Source organism: Longimonas haloalkaliphila (assembly GCF_055379825.1).
Map to the genome: position 1 here is coordinate 2,831,963 of NZ_AP043948.1, position 17,202 is coordinate 2,849,164.

At 59.5% G+C, this 17,202-nt stretch carries 12 protein-coding genes; 4 read left to right on the forward strand and 8 right to left on the reverse strand.

Annotation, left to right across the window (positions count from 1 at the left end):
- The first annotated feature begins 121 nt into the window (after window positions 1-121).
- Window positions 122-1,669, forward strand: coding sequence for a trypsin-like peptidase domain-containing protein (locus ACZ48V_RS11095; protein ID WP_464539135.1), 1,548 nt, complete (start codon window positions 122-124; stop codon window positions 1,667-1,669).
- Between the two features lie 188 nt (window positions 1,670-1,857).
- Here the strand turns inward: ACZ48V_RS11095 and ACZ48V_RS11100 are convergent, their stop codons facing one another.
- From ACZ48V_RS11100 to ACZ48V_RS11120, 5 genes are all read right to left on the reverse strand, one after another.
- Window positions 1,858-3,072, reverse strand: a complete 1,215-nt coding sequence (locus ACZ48V_RS11100; protein WP_464539137.1) for a homogentisate 1,2-dioxygenase — start codon at window positions 3,070-3,072, stop codon at window positions 1,858-1,860.
- 48 nt (window positions 3,073-3,120) lie between these two features.
- The gene (gene hppD, locus ACZ48V_RS11105; protein ID WP_464539139.1) at window positions 3,121-4,266 is read right to left on the reverse strand and encodes a 4-hydroxyphenylpyruvate dioxygenase; all 1,146 of its coding nucleotides are present in this window, start codon (window positions 4,264-4,266) and stop codon (window positions 3,121-3,123) included.
- 552 nt (window positions 4,267-4,818) lie between these two features.
- A complete protein-coding gene (locus ACZ48V_RS11110) occupies window positions 4,819-5,814 on the reverse strand; it encodes an MDR family oxidoreductase (RefSeq protein ID WP_464539141.1) in 996 nt (331 codons plus the stop codon).
- Between the two features lie 362 nt (window positions 5,815-6,176).
- Window positions 6,177-7,433 (reverse strand): amidohydrolase family protein, encoded by a 1,257-nt coding sequence (locus ACZ48V_RS11115; RefSeq protein ID WP_464539143.1) that lies wholly within the window; start codon window positions 7,431-7,433, stop codon window positions 6,177-6,179.
- Complete coding sequence (locus tag ACZ48V_RS11120) at window positions 7,426-8,733, reverse strand: amidohydrolase family protein (protein ID WP_464539145.1); 1,308 nt, start codon at window positions 8,731-8,733, stop codon at window positions 7,426-7,428. Before ACZ48V_RS11120 ends, ACZ48V_RS11115 begins: the two co-directional genes overlap by 8 nt.
- A gap of 660 nt (window positions 8,734-9,393) precedes the next feature.
- On the opposite strand from ACZ48V_RS11120, the gene ACZ48V_RS11125 reads away from it, so the two are divergent.
- The 3 genes from ACZ48V_RS11125 (at window position 9,394) to ACZ48V_RS11135 (ending at window position 13,059) form a co-directional block, all read left to right on the forward strand.
- Complete coding sequence (locus tag ACZ48V_RS11125) at window positions 9,394-10,128, forward strand: hypothetical protein (protein ID WP_464539147.1); 735 nt, start codon at window positions 9,394-9,396, stop codon at window positions 10,126-10,128.
- A gap of 166 nt (window positions 10,129-10,294) precedes the next feature.
- Complete coding sequence (locus tag ACZ48V_RS11130; protein ID WP_464539149.1) at window positions 10,295-11,593, forward strand: double zinc ribbon domain-containing protein; 1,299 nt, start codon at window positions 10,295-10,297, stop codon at window positions 11,591-11,593.
- Window positions 11,594-11,763: 170 nt separating this feature from the next.
- Entirely contained in the window at window positions 11,764-13,059 is a 1,296-nt protein-coding gene (locus ACZ48V_RS11135; protein WP_464539151.1) for an AI-2E family transporter, read from the forward strand.
- Between the two features lie 281 nt (window positions 13,060-13,340).
- Here ACZ48V_RS11135 and ACZ48V_RS11140 read toward each other — a convergent pair whose 3' ends face one another.
- The 3 genes from ACZ48V_RS11140 to ACZ48V_RS11150 form a co-directional block, all read right to left on the reverse strand.
- Window positions 13,341-13,709, reverse strand: coding sequence for a VOC family protein (locus ACZ48V_RS11140; protein ID WP_353562779.1), 369 nt, complete (start codon window positions 13,707-13,709; stop codon window positions 13,341-13,343).
- A 46-nt stretch (window positions 13,710-13,755) separates the two neighbouring features.
- The gene (locus ACZ48V_RS11145) at window positions 13,756-16,677 is read right to left on the reverse strand and encodes a sigma 54-interacting transcriptional regulator (protein WP_464539153.1); all 2,922 of its coding nucleotides are present in this window, start codon (window positions 16,675-16,677) and stop codon (window positions 13,756-13,758) included.
- A 102-nt stretch (window positions 16,678-16,779) separates the two neighbouring features.
- The gene (locus ACZ48V_RS11150) at window positions 16,780-17,184 is read right to left on the reverse strand and encodes a DUF59 domain-containing protein (protein ID WP_464539155.1); all 405 of its coding nucleotides are present in this window, start codon (window positions 17,182-17,184) and stop codon (window positions 16,780-16,782) included.
- Window positions 17,185-17,202: the final 18 nt, after the last annotated feature.

Below are 17,202 nucleotides of genomic sequence, written 5' to 3' on the forward strand. Positions count from 1 at the left end.
CTTCTTGCCCCCTCACATACGTATAGCTCGTATAGCTCACACACGTGTAGAACGGCAGGCCGTACATATGCATCCGTTGTAACTGACAGAGTTGTTTTCATGTACCAATTCCGAGCCATTCATGAGTGCTAAAGGAAAAGCATCGGTAGCTGTCCTCCTGGCAGCTGCATTCATTGCCGGCGTGCTCTTTACGACCGCCGGAGCCAACCTCTTTGGTCTGGGCGACAGCGTAGGCACCGAAAGCCGTGCCTCAGGCCCAGGCGGCACAACCGCGATCAGCAATAGCGATGGGTTCGAGCGCGCTATCTCGTTGGAGCAGGCGTTCATGGATGTTGCTGAGTCGGTGAATCCCGCTGTGGTGCAGATTCGCGCCGCGCGTGTGCAAGAGCGCCGCAGCCCTTTTCAAGGCACCCCCTTCGAGGACTTCTTCGGGCGCCCCCCTGGCAACGGTGACGGGCAGCAGTTCCGCCAGCAAGGGCTTGGATCGGGCGTCGTTGCACGCGCCGACGGGCACATCATCACAAACAACCATGTCGTAGAGGGAGCCGACGAACTCCGCGTACGCCTGTTCAATGGGGAGGTGTATGATGCCGAGGTCGTAGGTACCGACGACTTCAGCGATCTTGCTATAATCAAGATTGATGCTGACAACCTGCGCGAAATAAGCTTTGGCGACTCCGAAGAGATTCGTCCCGGCCAGTGGGTTATGGCCTTTGGATCACCTCTGAACGAGCGGCTCAGCAACTCCGTTACGGCTGGCATCGTGAGCGCAAAGGGCCGGCTGCAGCCTTCCGGCCAGCAAGACTACGGCGTGCAGAACTTCATCCAGACCGATGCCTCCATCAATCCCGGTAACTCGGGCGGGCCACTTGTAAACCTTGAAGGGCGTCTCGTAGGCATCAATACAGCCATTGCAACGCGCACCGGTCAGTTTCAGGGAATCGGCTTTGCGATCCCTTCAAACACGGTGAAGCGCGTCACCGATCAGCTTATTGAGCGGGGCAGCGTGCAGCGCGCCCGTCTCGGCGTGCAGTACATGGGTGCCAGCCAGTCGCTCATTCGCAGCGAGAACCTCCCGCGCGGTACCGCACAGGTTAGTGAAGTGATGGACGGCACCGCAGCCGAGGAAGCCGGACTCGAAGCCGGCGATCTCATCACGGCCATTGACGGTCAGGAGCTCGATGATGCGCTGCAGATCAGCAACATCATCGGAGCTAAGCAGCCCGGCGATACCGTTGAGGTGACGATTAACCGCGATGGCGAAACGATGACTATGGACGTCACACTTGGCGGATTTGAGGACGACGAGGCCGTTGCCGATGCTGATCCGTCGGACTCCGGTAGTCCGGGCGATTCATCAGCCGAAATGCTGCAGGAGGAACTCGGGCTCTCGCTCTCAACCGTATCCGAAAGTGATCTCGAACAGCTCGGACTCGACCTCGACGGCGCTGTACTAATCGAGCGCGTAGACGTGCGCAACCCGGCTGTGCGCGACGCCGGTCTTCAGCCCCGCCAGCTCATCGTGCAGGCCGCTGGGCAGCCTACGCCCTCGGTTGAGGCCTTCGCAGAGGTCTACGCTTCAGTCGAGGAGGGCCAGAGCTTTCGCCTCCGCATCATGGACGGCCAGGGCACGATGCTCGTTACGGCCATCCAGAAGCCCGCTTCGTAACAGCGGCACGACGTAGCATGGCCCCACGCGGAACGCGTGCTACGCAAAACCTACTACCAACGCAAGAAAAGCCCGGAGGCCGTGAAAGGCCTCCGGGCTTTCTTATGCAGTATACAGATGAGCAGCGCTCCTGCCCTGTTGTCTGCAAAACTTGAATCTACAAACCTGGGTAACCTGGGTCTTCGACCCTACGGCTGCGCAGGCTCCTCTGTGCGGGCTTGTCCATCCCCGCCCGCATGCAGCTCTGGCTTCCACGAGTCCATGTAGCCGGTGTCTTCCAAGTCGAGCGCGGCCTGCGTAAGCTTGAGCGGACGGAACGTGTCAACCATCACGGCCAGCTCTTCGGTTCCCTCTTTACCGATCGAAGCCTCGGTAGAGCCCGGATGCGGCCCGTGCGGAATGCCGCCCGGATGCAGCGAAAACGATGCGCGCGAAATGCCTTTCCGGCTCATGAAGTCGCCTTCTGCATAGAACAGCACCTCGTCTGAGTCGATATTCGAGTGGTTGTATGGCGCCGGAATAGACTTCGGGTGGTAGTCGAACAGGCGCGGCACGAACGAGCAGATCACGAAGTTGCGTGCCTCGAACATCTGGTGCACCGGCGGCGGCTGGTGGATGCGGCCCGTAATCGGCTCGAAGTCGTGAATTGAGATCGCATACGGATACATGTAGCCATCCCATCCTACCACGTCGAACGGGTGATAGCGCATCCAGTAGGAATGGATCTTTCCGTGCTTCTTGATGCGCAGCTCGAACGGCCCCTCCTCGTCGATCACGTTAAGCTCGGTGGGCGGACGCACGTCGCGCTCGTGGAACGGACTCCGCTCTAAGAGCTGCCCGAACTCGTTCATGTACTTGCTCGGAAACTGCACACCCGAGTTCGACTCGATCACCAGCAGGCGCGGCTGCACATCGTTTTCGAACGACCAGCGATGCGCCAGCGTGCGTGGCACATGCACGTAATCGCCATCCGTGAAGTCTACATTGCCGAGCGGCGTTTCGAGCGTACCCGCGCCTTCGTGCACGTAGACCACCTCATCAGCAGCCGCATTGCGGTAGAAATAGCCTTCCATGGCATCGGTCGGACGGCAGAGCGCCAGCTGTACATCCTGGTTGCCCATGATGTACGTACGCCCCGAAAGCCAGTCGCCCCCAGGTTCCAGGTTGAACCCCTCAATGTGGCGGTGCTTCAGCGCCTCGTCGTCGGCGTAGGTAATGCCATACTCAACCGGGTCATCGACCTTCTCCACCAGCGTAGGCGGATGGATATGATAGGCGATCGATGAGATGCCGCTAAACCCCTCAGCACCAATCACCTCTTCGGTGTAGAGCTCTCCATCGGGACGGCGAAACTGGACGTGGCGCTTGTCGGGCACCTCGCCCATGCGAGTGTAGTGGGGCATGATGATTTGGGGTGTTGGATTGGAGGATTTCGGATTCGGAGGACAATGCTACAGGTTACCGCGACGGTCCTGTTCGCGTTCAATCGCTTCAAAGAGCGCCTTGAAGTTGCCTTCGCCAAAGGTACGCGCCCCCTTGCGCTGAATGATCTCGTAAAAGACAGTGGGACGGTCTTGCACCGGCTTCGTGAAGATCTGCAACAGGTACCCTTCCGGGTCGCGATCGACCAGGATGTCAAGCTTCTGCAGCTGATCAATCTGCTCGTCAATATCGCCTACGCGCTCGCGCAGCACCTCCTTGTCGTAGTAGTTATCCGGAATGTCGAGAAACTGCACGCCGCGTCTGCGCAGCTCCGCTACCGTACTGATAATGTCGTCGGTCGCCATCGCCACGTGCTGCACACCCGGCCCATTGTAGAACTCCAGGTACTCCTCAATCTGGCTCTTCTTCTTCCCATCAGCCGGCTCGTTGATCGGGAATTTGATGCGCTCATTGCCGTTGGCCATCACCTTCGACATCAGCGCAGAGTACTCCGTCGAAATGTCTTTGTCGGTGAACTGCAGCATGTTGTAAAAGCCCATCGTGTCGGCATAGTACTGCACGTACTTGTCCATTTCGCCACGGCGCACGTTCCCTACGCAGTGGTCCACGTACTTCAGGCCAACCGGACCGGGGTGCTGCCAGTCGGGGTTCTCCCAGCGCTCAAAGCCGGGCAGAAAGAGACCGTCGTACGCATCCCGCTCGATAAACGAGTGGATCGTGTCGCCGTAGGTACCGATGGCCGCGTGCACAACCGCACCCTCGTCGTCCGACAACTCGTGGGGCTCTTGCACCGGCACCGCACCGCGTGCGGTCGCCTCCTCGAACGCCTTGGTCGCATCGTCAACCCAGAGGGCAATGTCGCGCACGCCGTCGCCGTGCTTGTGCACGTGCTCCGCAATCATCGAATCGGGGTGCATCGCGGTAGTCAGCACAAAACGAATCTTATTCTGCTGAAGCAGATAGCTGGCCGCCTCGCGATGACCGGTTTCGGGGCCGCGATACCCGACGATGTCGAAACCAAACAGATACGCGTAATGGAACGCCGCTTGCCGGGCGTTGCCTACGTAAAATTCGACATAGTCGGTGCCCTGAATCGGCAGAAAGTCTTCGGGCTCTGTAGCAGCAGGGGCCGCTGCGGTAGAAGGATCAGGCATACCAGGCTAAACGGTTGATGATGAGAAGATACGAAAGGGTGAAAGCGCTTCCATCCTGTATTCAGATGCAATACATCCAGATGCAATATAAGGGGGTGCGTTTTCAAGTGTAGTGTACTGAGCCATGCAAGGCTACGTTCCTGTTACAGGGCATGCCAGCCAGCGCACCAGGCCCACACCACGTGCCTGTCTTCAAGAGGTGCAGGAAGAGGTGCAGGACAGGAGGTGCAGGAGGGATACGCAGCCGGCGTGCCTCCACGGCCAATGCGTCGCCATCTCGCCCCGCCTATTGCCTGCCCGCTGGCCCGGTATCGCTCAGGCGAAGGCCCCCGTCGCTACTACACCCAATGTGGATGCGGGTCCGTAGCGCTCTTCCCCTACTGGCTGCACGCAGTTCGCGAAAGGACGATCTTCGTCTCCAGTTGACCTTGAACGTGCCGGGCAGCTGCGCCAGAGAAAGCTGCGCCAGAGAAAGCTGCGCTGCTCATGAATCCTGCGCGTTACCCTTACGCGTTACCCTTACGCGTTACCCTTACGCGTTACTCCTGATCGTTACCCGCCCTGCACATCGACCACGATGCGTCCGCGCGAGGCGCCGTCGAGCACTTCGTGGACGGCCTCAGGCACGTCGCCGAGGTTCACGACCTCGTACGTCATACGCTCCAGCAGCTCATCGGTGAGCAGGGCGTCAAGACGGGCCCATGCCGCGCGGCGGCGATCGTTCGGACACGTGTTCGAGTCGATGCCCAGCAGGTTTACGCCACGCAGAATAAAGGGGAGCACTGTCGTATGCAGCTCGTGTCCACCTGCGTTTCCGAATGAAGCCACGCTCGCATGCCGCTTCAGCTGCGCAATGAGCGTAGCCAGCGTATCTCCTCCAACTGCATCGACGGCTCCGGCCCACTGCCCGGACTCCATCGGACGCGATGGCCCTCCGCTAAACGCGTCTCGATGCACGATGCGGCTGGCTCCGAGGGTCCTGAGGTAAGCGTGCGCATTTTCGCTTCCAGTTGAGGCGACGGCTTCGTATCCCGCCCGAGCCAGTAGTGCAACGGCCATGCTCCCGGCTCCGCCCGACGCGCCCGTCACGGCCACCTCGCCGCCCTCGGGCGTAAGCCCATGGTCTTCGAGCGCCATCACCGAAAGCATAGCGGTGACCCCGGCGGTGCCAATCACCATCGACTGCTGCGGGGAGAGGCCTTCGGGGAGCGCAACAAGCTGATCAGCCTGTACCCGCACCTCTTCGGTGTAGCCCCCCCACACGTTCTCGCCAAGGCCCCATCCGGTGCCGACCACGCGGTCGCCTGCCTCCCACCGGTCGCTGGTGCTGAAGAGCACCTCCCCCACCAGATCAATGCCGGGAGCAATCGGAAAGTCACCCCGAATGATCGGTGCCCGGTTCGACACGGCCAGCGCGTCTTTGTAGTTGATGCTCGAATACAGGACGCGCACATGCGTGTCACCAGGTGGCAGGTCGCCTTCTGAGCATTCGTCGAGCCGAGGGGTTACCCCGTCGTCGGTGTCGTGAAGCAGTAGAGCACGAAACATAATTGGTTAGGTCGGTGAGTACGTGGAATCGTTGAGCGGATGCGTTCCAGGCGGGTGCGTTCTGGGCGTAAGCGCGTGTAGGGCGCGCCGCTGGGGCACGCCCTACTGCGGCGTATACAGCATAGGAAGACCGGTAGTGGTTCAATGGTAAGTGATTGTGATGTCGGCTACATCATCGTCGTCCACTCAACCCCCTCTGTCTGTCGACATCTCTCCCTTGGAAAAGGGGGAGACACCCGCAGGGAGAGGGGGTTCGAACAAAAAGAGGGTGCGATGCCCCTTAGTTTTACCACTTAGCGTCTATCCACTACCGAAAGACCGTATCCGCATAGATGCCCGTCCAAGCGGCGTTGCTACTGGAGTTACGGACAGCCGTCTTCTTTGACCACGTTGCCTTCGATGATCACGGTACAGGCATTGGTCACATACTCAAACGGATCGCCGTTATAGAGAACCACATCGCCGTGCTTTCCGGGTTCGAGCGTGCCAATGGTGTCGCCCTGCCCGATGAGATCAGCCGCTGTACGCGTGATACTCGCAAGCGCAGCATCGCGGGGTAGCCCGTTTGCTGCAGCGATGGCTGCCTCGAAGAGCACGATCCGTGTCTTGGGCACGTAGGCCTCGTATCCGCTCTGGATAGCGACAGGGATGCCTGCCTCGTGGAGCTGCGCGGCGGTCGTAAGCTGCGCATTCTCAGCCGCCCCAAACGGACGGATCATGGGCGGATGCAACACGACGGGGACACCGGCTGACGCGATCTCATCGACAACGAGGTGGGCCTCAGCGGCCCCTTCTAGCACGAGGTCGAGCCCAAACTCCTCGGCAATGCGTATCGCTGTGAGGATGTCGTGGCTGCGGTGCGCCTGAATAAAGACAGGCACCTCTCCATCGAGAGCACGGCCCAAGGTCTCCATGCCTATATTGCGTCCGCGCTCCTCCTCATCCTGAGCTTGAAAGCGCTCTGCCTGCAGCAGCATATCGCGAAGCATGGCGGCCCCTTTGGCACGAGTACCCGGCGAGCTGAACTGCTGCGAGGCAGCCGGCCCGAGCGTCATCGCAAGCGCTGAGAACGCTTCCAGTGCAGCCGCGTCGGCGGTGGCGCCGGTTGTCTTGAACGTGCCCATCTGCCCGCTGATGAGCGCCCCCGGACCGTGCCCGGTGTGTACGGTGGTGATGCCCTGGTCGCGCACAAACTCGACCAGCTCTTCCTTCGCGTTATAGGCGTCGATAGCGCGAAGCTCAGGCTGCATCGGAGCCGACGTGTCGAGATGGTCCTGATCAGATTCGACGTTGTAGATGCCGCTCAGCCCCACGGTACCCCGAGGATCGACCAGGCCAGGCAGGGCAACGGTCCCCTCATAGACCGTAGCTCCCGCAGGAATAGTGACCGCGTCGGCCGGGCCTACGTCTGTGATGGTGCGCCCTTCAATGAGCACGACTCCATCCACGATCGGATCGCCGTTCATGGTGTAGACGGTATCGGCGCGCACGGCGACCTGAGCCGACAGCGGCGCAGCAACTGCCACCCACGCAAGGAGCCCTACGAGAAGCGCAGCTGCGCCACGCATCCCCCAAAACGTGAAGTCGTTTAATGCGGTGTTACAAGGTAGGTTACTCATGGATGTCATGGACATGGTGCATGGTGCCATCGAAGATGCGGTAGCCGCCCGTAAAGTAGGCGTCGTCGTCGGGGTTGGAGCGGTCGAAGACGCGCGCGCCTTCGATCCACGTCTCGTTAACGCGGGTGTAGACGCTCAATGGGTCGCCAGAGAGCAGGATGAAGTCGGCGTCTTTTCCGGACTCCAGCGAGCCGATGCGGTCTTCGAGTCTCAACTGGCGCGCGCCCGCCAGTGTGACGGACTCAAGCGCCGCGGCACGGTCCATGCCAGCACGCACGCCAATAGCAGGCGAGCGCAGGAAGAGCCGCGAGTCGGTAATCGGATCGTCGGTGTGGTACGATACGTCTACCCCTGCCTCGCTAAGCACGCGTCCGTTTTTGAAGTAGAGCTTGGCCGCTTCGTGCTTACCACCCGGCGAGTCGAGCGTGATAATTGAAGCCGGCACCCCCGCCTCGGCGATTTCGTCGGCTACGCGCCAGCCTTCACTGACGTGGTGCAGGACGACCTCGAACCCGAATTCTTCCTGCAGACGCAGAATCGTGATGATATCGTCGTGGCGATGCGTGTGGAAGTGCACAATCCGGTCGCCGTTGAGCACCTCAACAAGCGCCTCCATGCGCAGGTCGCGGTCGGGCGCTTCGCCCGCATCAAGCTGCTCGCGATAGGCTTCAGCCTCCAGAAACAGCTCACGGGCCTGTGCGGCGGCTTTGGCGCGTGTGCCCGGGAAGGGCGCTGCGCTCCGCTGCGGATTCGTGCCGTTGGCCATCTTCATCCCGCCACAGATCTCCGGCGCATCGTCATAACAGAGAAGCAGGTCGTCAATGATGCGGCCGTCGCGCAGCTTGAGATGGGTCGTCTGCCCGCTCATCAGGTGGCCTGAACCCGACAGCACGTTCACTGTCGTGATGCCACCTGCCCGCGCTCGCATGATGCCCGAATTCCGTACGTCGATCCCATCAATGGTGCGCACGTCCGGGTGGAGCGCGTCAGAGCCGTCTCCGCCTGATACGCCGCCGATGTGCGAGTGCGTGTCAATAAGTCCCGGCATGATGACCTGGCCCGACGCGTCGATCGCGACCGCATCCGCCGGTATCTCGACCGTGCCTGTCGGTCCAACCGCAACGATCTCGCCCTGGTGAATAACGAGATCGCCTTCATCAATGGGTTCGCTGCTGGTTGGGTACAGCGTAGCTCCTTGAAATACGTGCGGCTGATCCTGTGCGTGCAGCGTGTCGACGGCCATCCAGCCCAGGAGGCCGACCGCTGCAAGCAGCACCAGCCCTATCCTCTTGCATTGCATACGTCTGTGGGGTCTGCTAAAAATTTGGGGGATGCGCGCGTCTGGCTTCATCTGCGCCCGTCTTGAAGCCAAACCCACGCAGTATCCGTGGCGATTACGCTCCCTAACATAGGGAGGCTGTACCATAGGTGCAATGCATTCGATATAGCAGACGGTGGAACTGATGACACTGTACTCTTTTCTCTGTTTTGCCTACGGATCTACCCGTACGTCCCGGAAAGGATGTCCGCACATCGCCCGCGTTTTCGCCTAAAGTGAAGTAGCTCGCACCGTATTTTTTTGGTGGATGCAAAAGATAAACCACACGCCACGAGGCATCTTTTTTATGGCGGGCGAGTCCTGTAGCCGGTAGCGTAACAGCCCTACTCGGGCCCCTCCTGAAGAACGGACTACCTCCCCCAATCGAATCTGGTGTCCGGAGCGGGCGATGCATTGCGCATCGTTTAGTGCCCCCCTTGCCCCGGGTTCTGCTGGGTTCTATCGGATGCATCCGTTCAGGCGCGCTCACGCTCATTGCTTGTATAGCTTATTGGCCATGTAGCTTATCTGCCCGTTCTCTACTATGTTACTTTTGCAGCTCTATCAGCGTACCTTTTAAGCATTGTAACGTAGAGCAGTATTTTCCGGAAACCCCTTTGTACTCACGCTTGCTATATCAACATGATACAACGTTTCGCATCCCTTGCACTTGTTTTATGCGTTTTAGCGCTCACCGCTACGGTTCCTGTGCACGCCCAGTCGCAGGAGACCACCGAGTCGCCGGTGACAGCACAGGGCAGCCTGGGGTTTGCACTGGGCGTTCCCACTGGCGCGTTTAACCAGAACGTGGAGAACCTCGGTTACGGGATCAATGCGTACATCGGCGCCGCATTTGCGGGCTCCCCTTTTGGGATTGGCCTCGACTTTTCGTTTTTCACATTCGGACGTAGCACCCGCAACGTACCGTTTAGCGAAACCGTTGGGGGGGCCGTTCGGGTCGATGTTATTACGACAAGTAGCATTGTACAGCCCCATCTCGTATTTCGGATGCAGCCTGACGAAGGGATGGTTCGCCCTTACCTTGAAGGGCTCTTTGGATTCAAGTACCTCTTCACTGATACAAGGGTGCAGGATGAGCGGCGTGAACGCGAAGAGATCGCCAGCTCGCGCAACTTCGATGACTTCACGCTAAGCGGGGGCGCCGGAGCGGGCACCGACATCCGATTGCTTCGCGCTCCACCAAACGCAGAAACCCCTTTCCGAGGCATTTACCTGAATCTTGGCTTTCAGTATGTACTTGGTCGCGAAGCTGAGTATCTGTATGTGAGCGAAGGCTACGACCCCGACAATCCGGATGTCCGTCGCTCTACAACCAACATGATCATCCCGACGATTGGCGTATCCATGCAATTCTGACCGATCGGCTACGCCTGCCCTGGTGCGCCTTCGGATTTGCACAACATTCGGAATCAAGGACTTGCAGGACTCGTTTCTATGCATGTAGGCAAGGTTGCTCTGCAGCGTCGTACTCTTCGGAGTCGCTTTGGCTCTTTTCTCTTTGTATCGATCCGGCTGTGTACCGATGGCTTCTGAAATCCCCTGCCCTTCATGCGGCGCACGCATCCCTGTTGATGCAGGCGTCTGTGACCTCTGCGGATATGCGTTAAGTGATGCCTCTGGCTCATCATCGCCCGGCAACAACGACGATTCCCCTACCGACGAACCGCCAGCTTCAGCGGATGGCGTCTCGTACTGCACCCAGTGCGGCAGCGCATTTGGCCCTACCGACAAGTTCTGTAGCGAGTGTGGCACCCCGCGTCATCAGGAAGACACGGACGCTCCCGCTGATGGCACCAAGGAGCTGGCCGAGGAGGGCACTCGTCCGGTAGCTGCCGAGTTGCCCAAAGGCGCTGCTGCACAGGCCCCCTCTGATGCGGACACAGCCGACGCTGAACCCGATGAAGACGGTGGCTTAGACGAGTCGACCGTCAATCGCAAGTTGGGGTGGCTTGTAGGTGGAGCCGTGGCAGTCATCGCCCTTCTTTTTGTCGGCACGCTCCTGAGCGAACGTGGCGGCGACCCGCTGGCCCGCACCGCAGCCGAGCGCAATGCCGGAGACAACATCGGCATGGAGTCGAACGAAGGCGGCCCTGCAAATGTCGCGAACGTGTCGGTCGACGCGCTGGTCGGGCGTTACAGCGATGAGCCCTCAGAGGAGCTAACAGCTGAAATTGAAGAACTCCGCGCCGAGATGGAGTCTGAAAACGGCATCATGGCACAGAGCCTGCATCAGGAGATTATCAATCTGTACATTGGAAACGGCGAACTTGGCCGCGCCGCGCAGGAGCAAAAACGGCTTGCCGAGTCGGTAGACAGTCCCGACGCCTGGCGGCGCACCGGCGACCTGCTCTACAGTTGGATGGAACAGCTTGGCCAGCAAGGGGCAGGCGAAGCCATCCCGCAGGTAGCCCCTCATGTAGTTGAAGCGTATGAAGCAGTACTCGACCAGGAGCCCGGCAACCTTGACGTTCGCACAGACATGGCTACGGCCCTGCTACAGACGCAATCGCCGATGCGCGGCGTCGACGAGATCAACCGCGTCCTCGACGAAGATCCGGACCACTTCCAAGCGCGCTTCAATAAAGGCATTATGCAGCTGTACATCGGCCGTGTGGATGAGGCCGTGGCTGAGTTTGAGGAGGTAAAGCGCATCGTCGGGGAAGGATCGCCGTACTATGAGCGCGCCGACCGGGCCATCACGCTTGCACGCGAAGAAGAAGAGCGCGTACGCGAAGAGGGCGGCGCTCCGCCTCAAGGCATGCCCAGCCCGACCCCTAATGGCGACACCGAAGGCGATGTCCCTGCATTTCCGACTCCTTAACACAGGGCGTTGACCCGGGAGCAGCCTGTTGCTGTATTAGCTATATTAGAGGGCAACCTGTATTCGGAATAAGCAGGTCAGGGTAGATGCAAGGCAACCTGCATCTACCCTGACTGGTTTACAGGCAAAGGAGGCTTTTCATTTTCATTATTCATGACGCTCCTGCCCCCATGTCTGCCCCTTATCCCTGGTATGCTAAATACACCATCGCCCTGGCAGGCGGTGTGCTCACGATATATGCTATGATCGTGGCGAAATCCGCGCTCATCCCGCTGCTTTTCGCAGGCTTTCTTGCCATTCTGCTCGCCCCTGTAAGCAGCTGGATGGAGCGCTATGGGATGCCACGCATTGTCTCTTCGCTGCTTGCGATGCTGGTGGCAACTATGGCGCTCGTAGGCATCGGTTTTTTCTTCTACACGCAGTTTGCCTCGTTCGTTGAGGATGCTGATCGCATTCGGGCACGCTCTGAGGAGATGCTCGCTGGCGTCGAACCTTTGCTGGCTACTTGGCTCGGCGTGGAGGACTTAATTGACCTCAGCACCATCGGAAACACAGTCGCTGAATATATAAGCGACAACGCCGCCGACTTAGCCCGTGGACTGGCCGGAGCAGCGGGTACCATCACAGCTGTCTTTCTGGTACCTGTCTTTATTTTCTTCTTTCTGATATCACGGTCTTTTTTAAGAACCTTCCTCTTGCAAATCTTCGGACGCGGTGACCATGCACGCACCAGGCAGGTCTCTGCCATTCTTGGTAAGGTAAAAAGCGTTGTGCAGCATTACATTACCGGTATGCTGATCGTCATCGCCATTCTGGCCTTCCTCAACTCTATTCTGCTGCTGACTATCGGCGTTGAGCACGCTGTGTTTTTTGCCGTCTTCGCAGCCCTCCTGAACGTTATTCCCTTTCTGGGACCTATCCTGGGTTCGTTCTTGCCTATCCTCTACGCGCTGCTTACCATGGATTCCCTCATATATCCGGTCCTCATTCTGGGTGGGTTCTACGTCATTCAACTGTTCGAAAGCAACCTGTTTACACCGACTATTGTGGGAAGCCAGGTGAGCATGAATGCAATGGTGACTCTTTTCTTGCTGTTTGCAGGCGCGCAGATATGGGGATTGGCAGGTATGATCTTGTTCATTCCGCTTGGAGCCATTCTTAAGGTTGTTTGCGATGAGGTAGAATCGCTTAAGCCCTTTGGCTTTTTGTTGGGCCGGATGCCTACTTACAGTGAGCGTGAGAAAGGCCCGCTTGCACGCCGCATAAGCGAGATCCCGTCGCGGATCGACGCCAAACGTGAGCAATCGTCCCATACCAAAGAAGACGCGAGTGGACCGGATAGGGCAAACACCACCTCTCACAGCGATGATGATGCGCAGCACCAACGACACAATCAGCATCAAACCGGCACTGCAGAGGGTCCTTCCAAAGAGCGTGCTTCTGAGGAAGCACCAGAGTCGCCGTAGCGCCACAACTCTTCCAGACAGGTACCCGGTAGAAGCCTTGTAGGGGCATCGTGGAATTGCAGGCTATCCCTTCTGTACGTTTGAGCCGGTTAAATCTTTGGGAAGGATGCTTTTTTGCCAGGCTGTTTCTATGGGACACGCTGTGTTTGAGCGTAGACGTACAGAGAAATGCAGGGGGACGTTGTACGCGTTTAGCCGTCCCCACGCCTATCGCTTTCCTAAATGAAGCAGGTGGCCTTGGTAGTACTCGCTTTGGGTATCTCAGCGTATCGCAACGTATCTCAGCGCGACTCGATTTCGAGCACCAGGCCGTCTGCGTCGCGGATGAAGAGGCAATCCTGCATCTCCTGGTACGGGTACGACTCTGCATCGAGGCGACTGCGCAGCGCGTGCCACGCGTCTGTAGGCAACGCAAACCCAAGGTGGTGAATACCACCGCGCCCCGGCACGGTTGGATGCTCCATATCGGTCACCTCCATAATCTCGAGAATGTCGCGCTCTTCGTCGTCGGTGAGCATCGCGCGGCGGCGGCCCTCACGAATAGGATCATCCTCAACAACGCGCAGCGTAAGCCCGAGCACGTCGACGTAGAAGTCAACGGCCTCGTTGAGGTCTGAGGTCATAATGGAGGCGTGGTCCAGGCGTATCATAAGCGCGTAGGGTACTTCGAAAATAGATCGTTGAACAGGAGCTTCGTCATGAGGAAGCGATAGCCGAGTCGGCATCTACGTTTAAGCGCTTCATCTTTTTGTACAGGCCTTGTCGTGATATGCCGAGTGCCTCTGCAGATGCAGAGATATGGCCGTCGTGAGCGCGCAGCACATGCTCAATCGCTGCGCGTTCAGTGCGCGCCAAAATTTCGCGCAGCGCGAGCGAGTCGTCGTTCAAAAGCGTGTCGTACGGGTGTGGCGTGTCGGCGTGCGGGCGAGCGGCCTCGCGGATGGGCGCAGCGAAGGCATCCAGCGTAACCTGTGGAGCCGGCTCGCTTCGCACGCTCTGAAAGGCGCGCTCCACCTCATTGCGAAGCTGACGCACGTTGCCCGGCCATTCGTATGCCAGCAGCGCGTCGAGCGCTTCCTGCGTGATGGTTGCAAGAGGGGTGCGGGGCGTGCGTAGCTCGTCGAGTACGTGTTGTACGAGTACCGGGATGTCTTCGCACCGTTGCTCTAAAGAAGGAACCTGAAGGGTGATGATCCCAAGCCGGTGTGCCAACGCATCAGGCATTCCGTCTGTAGACGGAAGTGTCTCATCGCTGGGCGCGGTCGATAGCAGCCGCACGTCTACAGAACGGCAGCGGTCGCTTCCAACCGGAAAGACACACCCTGTGTTGAGCATACGTAGCAGCTGTTCGTGAACGGCGTGCGGGAGCCGGTGTACCGCCTTGAGCAAAACCGATCCCCCTTCTGCCTTGTCGAGCACTCCAGGCACATAGGTCTCGTTTTCAAGGCGTCCGAACAGGTGGGCGGCCCAGTCTCGCTGCTGCACGTCGATCCGCTCCACGACCATGAGTGGAGCGTCGCGCCGCTCGCTCAGCGCGTGTACGGCTCGGGCTACAAGCGTCTTGCCCGTACCCGGTGCCCCGGTAACCAGCACCGGACTATGGCTCGACCCGATCCGCTCAATGTGCCGCTTTAGCGTTTTCATCGAAGCGCTTTCCGCAACGAATCCATCAGGGAAGCGGCTCTCGTGGGGCAGGTCGAGCGGGCTGGCAGGCGCCTTCGACGCGCGGTCAAGGGCCATAAGAAGCACCGGCAGATAGGGCTGCAGTGTCTCTTCTACAGCGGGCAAGGACGTACTGGAGGCGTAGGATACCACAAGCCGGGCATTCGAGGGCGCCGGATAGTGGAGTGTGGTAATGTGGCCTTTCATCGTACCCATATCGGTTACAACGCAGGATGCCTGGGCTTGTCGCAGGCGATGCGTGATCCGGACCCCTTCAACATCGGGATGGGCTCCCAGCAGAGCCTCACACACAGCGGTTACGCTTCGCTGTTCGGGAGGCGCCTCGGCCCATGCCGTGCAGAGCGTAACGCTCCAATGTGAGAGATCGCTGGAATCGTATTCAGGCCATTCCTGCAGCACAGCATGGGTACGCATGCGCTGCTCATCGCAGCCGAGCGTTTTAAACGTTTGCTCTGCTTCTTCCAGCATAGGGCGCAGCGTATCGGGCCGGTGTCCTTCTGGAGCGTGCTCCGCAGCCTGCAACGCCATCTCCGACGCAGACACGCGGTCGCCGTACAGCCGGTACGACGTATGCGCCTGTGCATATTGCTCTACTGCATACCGGGCCGCCTGCTCGTCTCTGGGGGCGTCTTGGGGATGTGTGGCGTATGCGACCGCGAGAGCGGCTTCGCTCTCACTCCACACGGCAGCGAATGGAAGAACGCTTCGGTATACCGTGTAGGTGTCTGCTTTTTTAAGCGCTCGCTCGGCTTTTTCGAGAAGTCCCCTACTCGCCGCAACACGTGCTTCCGTAAGCAGGGCCTGCACCTGATTGCCTCGGTGCCCTGTTTCGCGTGCGTTTTTGTGGGCGCGGCGTATCCAGGTGTATGCCGCGTCGGCCTGTCCGGTGCGGTGGGCTACGTTGGCCCGCAGGAGGGCGAGATGCGAGCGGTGCAGCCCGTGCGGAAGACGTTCGGCACGTTCTATAACCTCGTCGAGCTGCGTGCGGGCCTGCTCGATAGCGCCCTGACGCAGCGAGAGGCGAACGCGCAGCGAGTGCAGGTGCGCCTCTCCCAGAGCGTATCCGCGCATCGCCGAGAGCGCGTCGCCAATGCACGCGCCTGCCTCGTCCCACCGCCCAGCGCGCAGAAGCGCCCCGACGTGAGCATGATATGCAGCGAGCAGCGGGTAGGGGCGACAGTCGGTTGCGCCCTGCAAGCGCGTTTCTGCTGTAGTTGCCCGGTCGATCACAACGTCGGGCGGGGCTCCCTTGTCGTACGCCAGCGCCGCCTCCTGCGCCTGCGCATGCCCAACCCATCGGGAGCGCCCCATGCGATGGGCTGTTTCCTTCAAGCGTGCTGCGTGCACCTCTGCATCGTCGTAGCGTCCCTGGAAACGGAGCGCAGGGGCGTACATGTCATGCAGCCATAGCCTGGCCACCCGGTCAGTCCGGTGCTGCCCCAGCTCGTGCACCTCGTCGAGCATATGACGCATGAGGTGATACTCGTCGAGAGCAAAGTAGGCCTGTGCCTGCCCCAGGCGCACCCAGGAGCGTCCGGGACGGTGAGCAAGGGCTTCGAACAGGCGATCGGCCCGATCGAGGCGTGCGAGTCCGCGCGCCAGAATATCTTTGGTGTCGCCCTGGAGCACGTCGGTCCAGCCTTGCCAGAGCGCCACGTCGGCCTGCACGCGAGGCGGGTGCTCTTGCAGGTCCTCGTCCGGAGTTGGCAGGTGCTGACGTGCTTCAGTGGGGGCAAATCGTGCGGTACAGAGCAGTTGTGCCCAGAGCGCATGCAGACGCACGGTCCCAGACGGCTGGCCGGATATGTGAAATGCGCTGTCTGCCTCGCCGCGTGTACTCGCATCCACCAGGGGCTCCACCATGTGTACGACATCATCAACCCGCCCGTCAGCGAGCAGGCTCGATGCCATCGCAATGGTAGATGCATATTTCACGGCGTTGCGTGCGGTGTGGTGTGGGTACAGTGCGTAAGGTCTGGTCGCGATGCTTGCAACGTAACGAGGCTGCGCGCAGCCGGGCTGCGTGAAGCCCTCCTGCTACATGAATCCCAGCTCCAGCTGTGCTTCTTCAGACATCATCTGTGGGGTGAACGGTGGGTGGAACGTAAGCTCCAGATAAACGCTCTCTACCCCACCGGTAAAACGCACTGCGTCTTCAGCCTGGCCTGGCAGAATACCTGCAGCCGGGCAGTTGGGCGCAGTCAGCGTCATAAGCACGTCAACATGCTTGTCGTCGTGGATGTCGACATTGTAGATGAGCCCCAGGTCAAAGATATTGACCGGAATCTCGGGGTCATAGATCTCAGAGAGCGACTCCACGATGCGATTGTACAGCTCCGTGTGTGTCTCTGGGGGCTCCTGCATGTGAGCAGGAATAGTTTCGGGGCGCTCCAGCTCGCGGTTTTCGTCGAGACGTGGGTCGGCAGCTTCGGATTCAGACATAACGAGGTAGGTTGTATG